This is a genomic window from Cupriavidus necator N-1 (assembly GCF_000219215.1).
GTDB lineage: Bacteria > Pseudomonadota > Gammaproteobacteria > Burkholderiales > Burkholderiaceae > Cupriavidus > Cupriavidus necator.
Map to the genome: position 1 here is coordinate 1219011 of NC_015726.1, position 12703 is coordinate 1231713.

At 64.2% G+C, this 12703-nt stretch carries 17 protein-coding genes; 12 read left to right on the forward strand and 5 right to left on the reverse strand.

Going from position 1 to position 12703, the window contains the following annotated elements; all coding sequences use genetic code 11:
- Positions 1–30: 30 nt before the first annotated feature.
- The 12 genes from CNE_RS38650 to CNE_RS05885 all read left to right on the forward strand — a co-directional run bounded on the left by CNE_RS38650 (position 31) and on the right by CNE_RS05885 (position 10062).
- Entirely contained in the window at positions 31–1194 is a 1164-nt protein-coding gene (locus CNE_RS38650) for a DNA circularization protein (RefSeq protein ID WP_013956207.1), read from the forward strand.
- Positions 1191–2390 (forward strand): phage baseplate assembly protein, encoded by a 1200-nt coding sequence (locus CNE_RS05835; RefSeq protein ID WP_013956208.1) that lies wholly within the window; start codon positions 1191–1193, stop codon positions 2388–2390. The genes CNE_RS38650 and CNE_RS05835 overlap by 4 nt, the downstream gene beginning before the upstream one ends.
- Positions 2390–2953 (forward strand): phage baseplate assembly protein V, encoded by a 564-nt coding sequence (locus tag CNE_RS05840; protein WP_013956209.1) that lies wholly within the window; start codon positions 2390–2392, stop codon positions 2951–2953. Before CNE_RS05835 ends, CNE_RS05840 begins: the two co-directional genes overlap by 1 nt.
- Positions 2953–3411, forward strand: a complete 459-nt coding sequence (locus CNE_RS05845; protein WP_013956210.1) for a phage GP46 family protein — start codon at positions 2953–2955, stop codon at positions 3409–3411. The genes CNE_RS05840 and CNE_RS05845 overlap by 1 nt, the downstream gene beginning before the upstream one ends.
- A 1-nt stretch (position 3412) precedes the next feature.
- Positions 3413–4465, forward strand: coding sequence for a baseplate J/gp47 family protein (locus CNE_RS05850; RefSeq protein ID WP_013956211.1), 1053 nt, complete (start codon positions 3413–3415; stop codon positions 4463–4465).
- A complete protein-coding gene (locus tag CNE_RS05855; protein WP_013956212.1) occupies positions 4456–5121 on the forward strand; it encodes a YmfQ family protein in 666 nt (221 codons plus the stop codon). The genes CNE_RS05850 and CNE_RS05855 overlap by 10 nt, the downstream gene beginning before the upstream one ends.
- A gap of 24 nt (positions 5122–5145) precedes the next feature.
- Positions 5146–6342, forward strand: coding sequence for a phage head spike fiber domain-containing protein (locus CNE_RS05860; RefSeq protein WP_013956213.1), 1197 nt, complete (start codon positions 5146–5148; stop codon positions 6340–6342).
- A 59-nt stretch (positions 6343–6401) separates the two neighbouring features.
- Positions 6402–7376, forward strand: coding sequence for a hypothetical protein (locus tag CNE_RS05865; RefSeq protein ID WP_013956214.1), 975 nt, complete (start codon positions 6402–6404; stop codon positions 7374–7376).
- Positions 7377–7633: 257 nt separating this feature from the next.
- Entirely contained in the window at positions 7634–8491 is an 858-nt protein-coding gene (locus CNE_RS05870) for a hypothetical protein (RefSeq protein WP_041227841.1), read from the forward strand.
- Positions 8492–8578: 87 nt separating this feature from the next.
- Complete coding sequence (locus CNE_RS05875; protein WP_013956216.1) at positions 8579–9220, forward strand: glycoside hydrolase family 19 protein; 642 nt, start codon at positions 8579–8581, stop codon at positions 9218–9220.
- 22 nt (positions 9221–9242) lie between these two features.
- Complete coding sequence (locus tag CNE_RS05880) at positions 9243–9539, forward strand: phage holin family protein (RefSeq protein WP_013956217.1); 297 nt, start codon at positions 9243–9245, stop codon at positions 9537–9539.
- Positions 9523–10062, forward strand: coding sequence for a DUF2514 family protein (locus CNE_RS05885; RefSeq protein ID WP_013956218.1), 540 nt, complete (start codon positions 9523–9525; stop codon positions 10060–10062). The genes CNE_RS05880 and CNE_RS05885 overlap by 17 nt, the downstream gene beginning before the upstream one ends.
- Before the next feature lie 19 nt (positions 10063–10081).
- Here CNE_RS05885 and CNE_RS05890 read toward each other — a convergent pair whose 3' ends face one another.
- The 5 genes from CNE_RS05890 to CNE_RS05910 all read right to left on the reverse strand — a co-directional run bounded on the left by CNE_RS05890 (position 10082) and on the right by CNE_RS05910 (position 12376).
- Positions 10082–10462 carry a hypothetical protein gene (locus CNE_RS05890; protein WP_013956219.1) on the reverse strand — a complete coding sequence of 127 codons (381 nt, stop codon included), beginning with the start codon at positions 10460–10462 and terminating at the stop codon, positions 10082–10084.
- 4 nt (positions 10463–10466) lie between these two features.
- Positions 10467–10715 (reverse strand): hypothetical protein, encoded by a 249-nt coding sequence (locus CNE_RS05895; RefSeq protein WP_013956220.1) that lies wholly within the window; start codon positions 10713–10715, stop codon positions 10467–10469.
- A 54-nt stretch (positions 10716–10769) separates the two neighbouring features.
- Complete coding sequence (locus CNE_RS05900; RefSeq protein WP_013956221.1) at positions 10770–11402, reverse strand: ATP-dependent DNA ligase; 633 nt, start codon at positions 11400–11402, stop codon at positions 10770–10772.
- Positions 11403–11590: 188 nt separating this feature from the next.
- Positions 11591–11773 (reverse strand): hypothetical protein, encoded by a 183-nt coding sequence (locus CNE_RS05905; protein WP_013956222.1) that lies wholly within the window; start codon positions 11771–11773, stop codon positions 11591–11593.
- 60 nt (positions 11774–11833) lie between these two features.
- Positions 11834–12376: a hypothetical protein gene (locus CNE_RS05910; RefSeq protein ID WP_148271564.1), complete on the reverse strand. Its 543-nt coding sequence runs from the start codon at positions 12374–12376 to the stop codon at positions 11834–11836.
- Positions 12377–12703 lie beyond the last annotated feature (327 nt).

Consider the following 12703-nt stretch of genomic DNA (forward strand, 5'->3'; position numbering starts at 1 on the left):
GCGCCGGGCGTTTTCATTTCTGGAGGCACCATGAGCTGGCGTGATGAGCTGCGCCCGGCATCGTTCCGCGGCGTCGCCTTTGAGACCCGTGGCCACGAGCTGGGCGGTGGCCGGCGCCTCGCGCGGCATGAATACCCGCAGCGCGACGAGCCGTACCTGGAGGACATGGGCAAGAAGGCGCGCGAGTACAAGGTCCAGGCCTTTGTAATCGGTCCGGACTACCGTGCGGCGCGCGATGCGCTCCTGGAGGCGCTGGAGCAATCCGGCCCTGGCGAGCTGGTGCATCCGTTCTTTGGCCGGCGCAGCGTCGTGGCCGGTGAGTTCGGTCTCAAGGAGAGCACCGAGGAAGGCGGGATGGCCACCTTCTCGCTGGTCTTCACCGAGGCGGGCAAGCTGGCCGAGCCGGACGTCGATATCGACTTGCCGGCGGAGCTGCTCGCCAGTCAGGAAACGGCCTTCGATGAAGTGGCCAACGATTTCGCCGAGTCGTTTGATGTGTCCGGCCTGCCGGCCTGGTCGCTCGATGACATCGAGGCAGCCATCAATGATTTCCTGTCGCTGGATGCCTTCAAGGCGGTGGCCAACGAAGTCTCCGGCTTCGTCAGTCGCGTTGCTGACCTGGTGATGCGGCCGGTCGACTTCGCCAATTCCGTGATCGGGCTGGTGCGGCGGCTCACCGACGTCTCGTCGATCCTCAGTACGCCGTATATGCCGGTGCGGGCATGGCGCACGCAGTCGGTCCAGGCGGAGACGACGACGCGCGGCGTGGTGGCGAAACAGCAGGCGGCGGTCAACATGCTGTTTCACCGTGCGGCCCTGGTGCAGGAAACCGCCACACTGCAAGCCACCGACGGGCCGACTGCGCTCGAAACCCGTCAGCAGGTGGAGGCGGCGCGTCAGTTGGTGCTCGAGCATTTCGACACGCACGACGTGACGCCAGGCCTGCCGCGGCCGGCCCCGGCGCTGGCCGCTGCCCTCAAGGCGCTGCAGGTCAATACGCTGGTCTACCTGCGTCGGCAGTCAGCCGCGCTGCCGCAGGTGTACGCCCTGCAGCTGCTGGAGGCGACGCCGGCGGTCGTGCTCGCCTATGACCTGTACCAAAATCTGCGTGCCGACGAGATCGTCCGCCGCAACGCGGTCCGCCATCCCGGCTTCGTGCCGGCGGGCGTGCCGCTGGAGGTAACCAGCCAATGAGCGAGGACCGTAACAAGCTCACCTTGCGGGTGGGTGGTCAGGTGTTCGGCGGCTGGACGGCGGTGCGCATCCGTCACAGCATTGAGCAGATCGCCGGCACCTTTGACATCAGCTACACCGAGCGCTGGCCAGGTCAGACGGACGGCTGGGTCATCCCGGCCGGCGAGGCCTGCGAGGTCCGCATCGGCGAGCACGTGGTGATCACGGGCTACGTCGACAAGACGTCGCTGAGCTATGACGCGTCCAGCCACACTATCCGGGTCACCGGGCGCGATCGCACCGGGGATCTGGTGGACTGCTCGGCGCCGTCGCAGGCCTTCTCCGGCATGACGTTCAAGCAGCTCGCCGACACGTTGTGCAAGCCGTTCAGTATCACGGTGTACGACGAGACGGTCGACGAGAAGAAATTGACTGTCTCGCAAAAGAAGGCGGGCAAAAAGGGCACGCCACCGAAGTCCGCGCGCGTGGGCGGTGCTTTGCCGAAGGCGGCCTGCCAGAACTCCGAAAGCGTGTTCCGGATCCTGCAGCGCCTGGCGAAGAACGAGGGCGTCCTGCTGGTTTCCGATGCGGAGGGCGGGTTGCTGCTCACGCGTGCCGGGCGGGCGGGGACGATCTCCGCGCCGCTCGAGCTCGGCGTCAACATCCTGGCGGCCGAGTACGAACACTCGCAGGCCAATCTGTTCTCCGAGATCACCGTCAAGGGCCAGGCCTCGATGCAGGATGCCGACAGTGCCGGGGGCAAGTTCGAAAACTGGATCAGCCCCAAGCACACGGTGAGCCGCGGCAGCGGCGGGACTAAGACTGGAAACAGCGAGATCACCCGGTACCGCCCGCTGATCATCGTGGCCGAGGCGCAGGCCGATGCGCGGCGCGTCAAGCAGCGCGCCGAGTGGGAGGCCAGCAATCGCGAGGCCAAGTCGCGCACCTACAAGGCCACCGTGCAGGGCTGGTACCCGAGTGCAGACGATGGCGACATCTGGCGCATCAACAGCCTGGTCCGCGTGCGGGATCCCTGGGCGCGCATCGATGAGGACTGGTTGCTGGCTGCGGTCGAGTTCAACCTCGACGAGGCGGGCAGCCGCTGCACGCTGGAGCTCACCAGTCCGAAGGCCTTCGAGGAGTTGCCCGAACTGCCACAGCCAGCGGCGGGTGCCTCCGGCGCGGGCGCGTCGGGCGGGAAAATGGAGAAGTGGTGATGCTTGAAGCCATCCAGACGATGCTGGAGCCGGTCAAGAACAAGGTGGGGCTCATGGTCGGTCGTTGCGTGCTGCGCGCCATCACGGACACCGGCAAGCTGCAGCGTGTCCAGGTGCAAGCGCTGGCCGATGAAACACACGACGACGTCGAGCGGGTCCAGCAGTACGGCTTCACCAGCGTGCCCTTCGCTGGCGCCGAGGGCGTGGTGGTGTTCGTCGGTGGCAACCGCGACCACGGTCTGGTGATCGCCGTCGACGACCGGCGCTATCGCCTGGTTGGACTCTCGGCCGGGGAGGTGGCGCTCTATGACGACCAGGGCCAGAAGGTGCATCTCACGCGCACGGGGATCGTGGTCGACGGCGCCGGCAAGGACATTCACTTTGTGAACGCGCCGACCGTCTTCATCCCGCAGGATCTGCACGTTGGGCGGGACATCATCGCCGACCGCGATATTTCCGACCAGGGCGGCACGAAGAGCATGAAGGGCATGCGCACCGCATACAACGGCCACAGGCACGTTGAGACCGGCAGCACCACCAACACACCCGACGCAGGCATGTAATGGACATTGAACTCTTCTGGAGTACCGACCTCGGCCGATGCGAGTGGCGTCAGCGGCCGGACGGGCAGCTGGCGGTGGATCACGACCTGAAAACCGCAGTGCTGATTTCCCTGTTCACCTGGCGCCGCGCCGAGGCCGACGACATCCTGCCGGATCCGCGCGGGCCGCGCCGGGGGTGGTGGGGCGACCTGCTGGCAGCCCGGCCCATTGGCTCGCGCCTGTGGCTGCTGTCGCGGGAAAAGCAGACCGCCGAGGTGGTCCGGCGCGCCCGGGAGTATGCCGAGGAGGCGCTCGCGTGGCTGCTGGACGATGGCGTCTGCGCCAGCGTGGAGGTCATCACCGAGATCGTGCAAACCGGGATGCTTGGGCTGCGCTGCAGGTTCACCCGGCCGGACGGCACCGCTGTGGCGTACCAGTTTGACTTTGCCTGGCGCAATCTTTCCAACGTAACGAGCTGACATGGCCTATCAAAGACCAGAACTCATGGATCTGCGCGACGCGGCCTACGCTGCGATCGAGGCGATCCCCGGGGCGGATGCCCGTTTGCGCTTTGCGGTGCTCAACGCGCTGGCCGTGATGACGGCCGGCGCTGCCGACGGCCTCTACGGCTACCAGGAGTGGATCAGCAAGCAGATCCTGCCGGACCGGGCGGAAAAGGAGTTCCTCGACCGGTATGCGTCGCTGTGGCTATCCGGGGGCAGAAAGCAGGCGACCGGCGGCGCCGGCCTGGTAACGGTTTCCGGTACCGACGGGACGGTCGTGCCGGCGGGCACGCTGTTCATCCGCTCAGACGGAGTCCAGTACGCCAGCCAGGCGGATGCCACCGTAGCAACAGGGACGGCATCGGTATCGGTGCTGGCCACCACGGCAGGCCTGTCGACCAATGCGGTGATGGGGCAAAGCCTCACGCTGGTCACCCCGGTGCCGGGACTGCAAAGTACCGCTGCGGTCGGTGTTGCGGGGCTGACAACGGGCACCGACGTCGAGAGTGACGATGACCTGCGTGCGCGCTTGCTGCAGCGTCTGCAGCAGCCGCCAGACGGGGGATCGGCGGCCGATTATGTGCAATGGGCGCTGTCGGTGGCTGGCGTGACGCGGGCATGGGTGGCACCGCTCGAACTGGGCCCCAACACCGTGGTGGTGCGTTTCGTGCGTGACGATGATGCATCGATCATCCCGGACGCCGCGGAAGTGGCGGCGGTGCAGGCGTACATCGACAGCGTTCGCCCAGTGACGGCCGAGGTCACTGTCGTCGCGCCGGTGGCCATGGCGGTCAACTTCCAGATCCAGCTGACGCCGAATACGGTGGCGGTGCGGGCCGCTGTCGAGGCCGAGTTGCGGGATCTTATTACGCGCGAAGCCATTCCGGGCGGCACGATCTTGCTCTCCCACATTAATGAGGCAATCAGCCTGGCTGCCGGCGAAACCGACCATGTACTGACTTCGCCGAGCGCCAACGTGGCGGCGCCTGTCGGTCAGCTGGCCGTCTTCGGGAGCATCACATGGATGTAACCGTCACCCACTACCGCCAGCAGCTGCTGCGGCTATTGCCTCAGGGTCCGGCCTGGCCGCAGGACGAGGGCGACCTCGCCGTGCGGGTGCTGAACGCGCTCGCGCTGACCTATCTGTCTGTCCACAAGGCCGCTGAGCAGCTGCATGAGGAGTCTGATCCGCGTGCCACGTCGGCCTTGTTGGATGACTGGGAGCGCAACTACGGGCTGCCGGATCTGTGCCTGACGCCGCCGGTGTCGGTGGCGGATCGGCGTGCGCGTCTGGTGCGCAAGGTGGTGTGGGGAGGTGGTCAGTCACGAGCGTTCTTCCTGGGATTCCTCTCATCGCTCGGTTATCCCATCGAGCCTGGTGACCCCTCTGGCGCGGCGATGGACCTGGACTTCGTCAATCAGTCCTATCGCACCGACGGGTACGTCACGATCACCGAGTTCCGGCCGTTCCGGGCGAACAGCAAGTGCAATGCGGCGCTGAATCAGGGGGGCTGGCGCTACGCGTGGCGTGTCAACGTACCGTCCACCGCGACGGTGCGGGCCATGACGGCGGCGGCTCGGTGCAACGAACCGCTGGGAAGCTGGGGGGATCCCGGGTTGTATTGTCTGCTGGCCCAGCACAAGCCTGCTCATACCGTTCTGTATATCTCATACGGGTCTAGCTGATCGTCTAACTCAACAAGGAAAGAGATGCTGGTCAACAAGGCATTTTCAGATCTGATTACCTTCACCAGGGCCAGCCCGGCGTGGCGCTTCAATGCGTCGGGCATCCTGGTGCAGGACGCTGCGAATACGCCGCGTGTCGACTGCGATCCGCTGGCGCTGCAGCCGCGCGGGTTGCTGCTCGAGGAGGGGAGGACAAATCTGATCACTTACTCCGCCGGACTCGAAAATGCGGCGTGGTCGAAATCCAACTGCACAGTAACGCCGGCCGCAGGCGTGGCTCCGGACGGCACCACCAGCGCGTGTAAGGTTATTGGTGCCAGCGGGGCATCAGCGAGATACTTGGCAAGCGCTGCGGCCACGGCATCGAACGCGCTTGTCGTCGGGTCGATTTTTGCCAAGGCAGGGGAGCACTCGAAGTTCCGCCTGAACCTGACGAACTTTGCCAGTGATTCGCGCGGCGTTTATGTGGATCTGGCGACTGGTGCCATCTACCAGACGGACACCAGCGGGTCAGATTTCACGGGCATCAGTGGCTCCATGACGTCGGTAGGTGGAGGCTGGTATCGGTGTGTCGTGCTGGCCCTCAAGGGTGCAGCAAATAGTGTCGTGCGGTTGGCAATCGACCCCAAAGACAATTCTGGAGCGGCCAGTGGTGACGGGACGTCTGGAATTTATGCGTGGGGAGGGCAACTTGAGCTTGGCGCCTTCCCGACAAGCTATGTGCCCACGACCAGTGCAGCAGTGGCGCGCGCCGCAGACGCGGCGAGCATTACGGACCTTACCAAGATCGGCTTAAATCCTGTGCAGGGCACGCTCTACGCAGAATTCGTCGCGCCAAACATGACCGTTGCGGCGAATCAGTCCATCTTTTCACTATCTGATGGGACGACTGCAAATCGCATCCAGCCGTTCATCAATGCGGGGGTGCTGACAACGCGCGTTACAACTGCGGGAGTCGCGGCGGACTTCACGAGCGCGATCTCCGGCGCATCGGCAGTGCATAAGCTCGCTATTGGCTGCGCGGCGGGAAGCGCTGCGCTGAGCGTCGATGGCGGGGCCGCGGCGCAAACCAGCCCCACCGCCTTCCCGGCGGTCTCAAGACTGTATCTGGGGTCGACCTTCGATGGACTCGGATTCTTTCTCAATGGTTACCTGCGGGCGCTTCGTTACTACCCACGCAAGCTCTCGAACGCCGAGCTGCAGGCGTTGACTGCTGCCTAAGGCAGATCGCATCCCTATACAGTGCCCTCGTGAATCGAGGGCTTTTCATGGAGAAATAAATGCGGCGTATTTCGACGTCAACTAAGGTGACCGACAAGTTCGGCGCCGGGAAACACGGCTTCACGAATGGCAACGCTGTCGGTGGGATTCCAGCGACGGACTTGGAGGATGTGTGGTTCGATCACGCCCAGGAGGAGATCTGTTCGCCAATCGAGGCCGCTGGCCTCGCGCTGGATTCCAATGACAGGACCCAGCTCCTGCAGGCGATGCAGATCCTGTCGGCACCGATTGTCGGGTTGATGCGTAAGGCGCGGATGAGCGTTACCGCTGCCTCGGCCTCGGCTACATTTCTCGCCGACCAGATTGTGGTGGCGACCGCCCTCGGGGGAAAGCACTACCGCCTGTCCGGATTCAGCAAAACCGTCAACCTGGCTACCACCGGAGCTGGCGGCATGGACACCGGGAGTGCGCCGACAAGCGGTTATGTGGCGCTCTATGCGATCTACAACCAGACGAGCGGCGCCAGCGCGCTGCTTGCTACGAACGCAACCTCGGCAGTTGCGTCGCATGTCTACAGTGGGGCGAATATGCCGGCGGGTTATACCGCCTCGGCGCTGGTCAGCGTGTGGCCGACGAATGGAAGTGGCCAATTCACAGTCGGTCAGCAGCAGGACAGGGACATCTATCGCAACTCGACGTCAGTTCTCAGCACCACGACGTCGGCTACGAGCGTTCCTTTCACGTCCCTGTCTATCTCGTCCGCAGTGCCGCCGAATGCGGTCCGCGTGAAAGGTACTCGCACAATCACCTTCACTTCGGCAACGGGTTGTGCGCCATCATTTGCCTTCGCGCCGGACTCCGGTGGCAGTGGCGGAAACTTGATGTACGTTTCCGGTAGCACATCGTCTGGACCGAACTGGGGCATGGATTTTGAGTCACTGGTTGTCACGCAGCAAACGCTCTACTACGCGATCGGAAATTCGGCCGCAGTTTCCGTGACCTATGCGGCGTCGATTGTCGGCTACAGCATCTAGGGGTAATGATGACAACGCTTAATGTCCAATTCGACGATGCTCAGTCCAACATCGTGAGCTACTTTGGAGCACCTCAAGACCCAGACGTCTACCCGAATTTGGGTACCGTGGAGTCAACGGATCCGCGCTGGCTGGCCTTTTACGAGGAGATGAGTCCTGTTGTGCAAAGGTCTCTGCCGGCACCTGGAGTTTGAGTGATATTGACGCTCAGTCGACGCTCCGTCATAGTTCTGCGCTAGTTATGACGGAGCGACCTGGTGTCCACAATTTTCGAGCCACTGTACCAGAATGGGCAGGTGCTATCTGAGCCGGCGTTTAAGCCGCTTCGCATGCCCGATAACTCGCATGCCGCTTGGCGTGAAGTCAGGATCTTGGTGGACTTCTATCGCCGGGGGGATCACCGCAATGGCAGTACGGGCATCTTCTCGCCGAAGTTCGGGTTGAAAACCAAGGTGTCCGGTGAGCAGTTCCTGCAGTTCGTGCGCGAGCAGCGAGACGCAGACGTTTGGATTATCAACCCCTTCCCGACCATCGCCTACTACTCGTACAACGTGTGGATGCAGGGGGAAATCAACCATCCGGGGCTGACTGAGCGGGCGCAGGGTCTTCTCGATTCCTGCGGTATTGGTTGGGATCTTGCTCGCGTGCCGCGGCAAACGAATGCGGTGCTGTGCTACTCCAATTTTTGGGTCGGGACGTCGGCCTTCTGGGAAGGGTACGTCGGAGGGGTGCTGGATCCGATCGCGCGTTACCTGGAAGCGAGTCCGGACACGCCGGTGGCCAAGGCGGTGATGGGTGACACGTGGCATACCGATGCAGCGCCGTTCCTGCCGTTCATCGTCGAGCGGCTTTTCAGTACCTACCTGTCGCTGCAGCCGAGCGTCCGCATTGCGTCGTATCCCATCGAGTCGATCCTGGACTACTGCCTGACAGACTTCGAGCGTGAGCTCGTTGAGCGCATGCGGCCGTCCGTGGATGCGGCTGACCGCGCTGGCGCCTTCCCTAAGGAGCTTGCGGAAATGCAGGGCCTGTTGTGTTCGCTGTACAAGCGATATGCGATCGAGCATTTCGCGGTCAACGCGCACCCGCATTCGGGTAAGACGGTCGCCGCATAGACGCTGTCTACATTCGAGGATAGCCGCCTTCGGGCGGCTTTTTTATTGCCCGCGCAAAGCGGGCATTTTCGTTTCCGGGGTCACAAGATGGATAAGCAGGTATTCAGACAGGCAGCCGGCCTGTCATCGGAGCTGGCCGAGCGCTGGTATCCGGTCGTGTCGGCCGCGCTCTTTGAGTTCGGCATCCTGGCGCCGCATCGCGTCACGGCATGGATCGCGCAGGTCGGTACCGAATCGGCTGGCTTTGCCAGGCTGCAGGAGTCCTTCGACTACAGCGTCGACGGGCTGCAGCGGACGTTCGGTAGCCGCATGCCGCCGGCGCTGGCCAGCACTCTCGGCCGTCAGCCGGGCGAGCGCGCGGTGCCGGCTGAGCGCCAGGCACGCATTGCGTCGATCGTGTACGCCAAGCGCTTCGGTAATGGCGAGGCGGCCAGTGGCGACGGCTGGCGCTACCGCGGACGCGGGCTCAAGCAGATCACGTTCGCCGACAACTACCACGATTGCGGTCACGCGCTCGGCGTCGACCTGGATAGTCAGCCGGACCTGCTGGCCACCGACGACCAGCTGGCCGCCCGCTCAGCGGCGTGGTTCTGGTACGCCAAGGGCTGCAACCAGCTGGCGGACCTGGGCGACTTCGAGCAGCTCACGCGGCGCATCAACGGCGGCCTTAACGGGCTCGACGACCGGCGACAACGCTGGCAGCGTGCCCAGCAATTCATCCACGCATAAACAACCGCAAAGGAACGGGTACATGCAAGAACCAGAAAAGAGCTTGTTTATGTTGGTGGTCGTTGGCGCCATGATTGGCCTGGGCAAGTTGCTGGCCAGCGACGAAGCCATCACTGTGCGCCTGGTGTTCGCTCGGACGGTGATGGGGGCAGCTGCCTCGATGGTGGCCGGTATGGCGCTCATTCAGTTCCCGGAGCTCAACCCGGTAGCACTGGTGGGGCTTGGCAGCGCATTCGGCATCGTTGGCGCGCAGGCCCTGGAAAGTTACTTCAAGCGCAGGCTGCGCCAGAGCGAGGGCCGGCATGGCAAAGGCACTTGAGTTCCTGGCTGCGTGGAAGAGCCGCCTGGTGGCGGCCTTTCTTATGGTGGCGGTCGGTGCGGTGCTGGGCGGGGTGCTCGCCTGGTGGCTGCAGGGAAATCGTTATGAGCGCCAGCTCTCTGAGTGCGGGCGCGAGCTGGCCGAGCTGCACGCGGAGCAAGCCAGGCAGGTGGCCGAGGCGGTCAACGCCGCGCGCCTCGAGGAACAACGCCGCACCGCGGCACAGACGGAGATCGCCAATGCGGCCATCCAACAAGCCGAGGCGGCCCGGGTCGATGCTCGGGCTGCTGACACTGCTCGTCGCGAGTTGCTCGCACGTGCAACCGCCCTCGCCAACGCCAGTCGAGGCCCCGGCGATCCCGCCACTGTCGGCGGCGGCGCGCCAGCCGCCACTCCCGTCGATCTGCTCGCCGACGTGCTCGGCCGGGCTGATGCGCGAGCGGGAGAGCTGGCTGCGGCGCTTGACGCCAGCCACGGCGCAGGTCGCACCTGCGAGCGCAGCTACGACGCGCTGACCCCGTAGCGGCACCCGTCCGGGCGCGCTATGTCCTGGCGCGTGTCCGGCGCTTGGCGATGCGCCCGCGCGCCTCCGCCTGGATGGTGGCCAGCCGGACCTCATGCTCGGGGGTGCGCACATCCCCTCGCCACCCGCGCGACCCTGGCGTACGGCTGCCATAGTCTGCCTCCAGTGCCTCGACAATGCACGGCTCCTCCATCAGCTGCCGGAGCCAGCTATCGGCCATGACTCCGCCTTGACTGTACAGTAGCTCGGCGATGTAATGCGCCCGCTGTACCGTCTGCCGCAGCCGCGCAATCTCCCACAGCAGGTCACGGACGTCCTGGTTGCGCACGCGCTGGCCGATGTCGCGCAGTTCTTCTTCCGTGAGCGCAGGGAGATCCCGCGGCAGTTCCTTGGTGGCCATGAGCTCACCGCAGGGTAAAGCGCACGGTCATCGGAGCCAGGGTAACCCATGGCCCGACTGCCAGGCGCAACAGCTGGCCATCGTCCCAATATGACAGGTGATCCGGGCGCCATTTCAGTCTCTGCAAGGGGCGCAGTTCGATGCCGGTGATGACTAGGCCGCCCGCCGCGGCCGCGACCGCATCGCACGGCAGGCGCAGTTCCTCGCGATCCTCGCCGAAGTAGTGGGCTTCTAGAAAAATGGTGGTGGCCATGGGGCGGTCCGATCTGTCCAATCACTGTACAAATATACAGTATCCGGGTCGAACCTATCCCCCGCGGCGGAATCGCCCGGGCGGCACCGCGCCGGGCCGCTTGATCTTGAGCCAGTCCGGCGAGAGGCCGGCCGTGTACACGCTGCCGGCGCGCTTGGCCACCACGCCCTCCAGTTTCAGCTGCAACACCTGGTGGTAGAGCCAGGCGCCATCCTCGACGGCGCAGACATACAGCAGGCCGGTGGTGGTGCCGGCCAGCAGCTGCTGCAGCTGCGCCTTGCGCTGCTCGATGGGCAGTGCGCGCAGATCCCGGCCGCAGTAGGCGAGCAGATCGAACGCGCACAGCACCACCAGGTCGGCGCCTGGGTACCAGCGCCGGCGCAGTGCGCGCGCGTGCAGCCGATCGAAGTCCGGGCGGCCGATGTCATCCAGCACGCAAACCTCGCCGTCCAGCACGGCGCCGGCCGGCAGCCTGGCCAGATCAGCTGCCAGCTCGGGAAACCAGGTGGTCGCGTCGCTACCCTGGCGCAGCCGCAGCGCCGGCGTGCCGGTGGCCGCCAGCATGCGGTAGCCGTCGAACTTGATTTCGTAATGCCAGGAGCCGGAGCGCGGCAGCGCGAGGCGCCGTTCGGCCAGCATGGGCTGGAAGTGCGTGAGATCCGGCGGCGGAGACGGCCGGGTGGCCATGATTGCCTCGCTGTGAGCTGCTATGGCGCCAGTCTGGCGCTGAGCCTGCACGTCCCGGTATCGGCGCAAGTCCTACAGTGGGCGCGGATCATGTATGACAAAAGCGCTACTCGCCTTACCGTTTCATCTATTGGGCGCTGCCGGCGTGACGCTTTTGGCTACGCGCGCGGCAGTTCAGCGGAGTGCGCTCACCGGCCAGATTGGAATGGCTCGATCGGTCCGGAGATCTGCTCGGCAAAGTCCCGCGTGTAGCGCGCGATGGCGGCGCGGACAGCGGCCTCATGCGCCGGCTGCCCGGTGGCCTGCAGGTGTGCGGCGGCAGCGCAGAGGCTGGCCAGTTCGGTGTGGAGTTGTCGTTGGGCGTCGGTCATGGGATTTCCGGGTGATTGAGCATAAGGAACCATTTGCGAAAGAAAGAAATTGTGGCGGCCTTAGTCGCTCACGCCAGAAGGGCCACGCCTGTCGAGTTTATTCGCGCTGGTTTTCGATTGTTTGATTGCTGCTGCCTTCTCGGCCTGTGCCTCACGAGATAGGTCATATGCACCCTGAAACGCGCACCAGGCGCCGGCGAGAAAGAGCAGTAGCGACAGGACGGCGATGTAGGCACCCCAATCGATTTGCTTTTGCCGCCGCTCATCGCGGTCGATGGCTCGGACCCATTCCCACCGACCAAGAAGCACCTTCTTGTAGTCCTCATTCCAGCCGTCCAGCAGCCATGCCATGTATGTGTAGCGATAGAGGTAGATGGCGCCGACCTCGAAGAGACCGCACATGAAGGCAGCGCCGCCCCAAGAAAGCAGGGGGTGCACTATTTTCATGCTGCCCATGAAGGCAAGCACGGCCCCCAACCCCCCAAGGTTGATTGTGGCCAGAAACTTGATGCCATCGGTCGCGGTTTCGACCACGATGCCATTGAGTTGCTCAAAACGTTGCCGCGAGAAAGCATCCCGTTTTTCCCAGACTTCGGGCGGCACCGGCGGTGGCGACGCTGGCTTGCGAGGGCTGTGGCGGTGCGTGACGGACAGTAGTCGGCGGCCATTGTTCGGCCCTGGTCTGCCAGCGGTCCGTCTAGTAAGGGGTGCCATCGTCGAAGATTTCTCGCGGAATTCGTATTCTCAGGCGCGTAGGTTTCGGCGTAGGTTTTGCCTAGAGCCTTTGCGGGCTAACGCAAAGGTGCTGCTGCATCATTGGCGTGTGGCGGCTCGCGGCCAAATCTGCCTGCGCCTGTTCCGGGTCGGTTTTCTTCTGCAATCCCATTGCCATTTAGCCTGTCTGGCGGTGGGCCTGCCTGATGCTGCCCG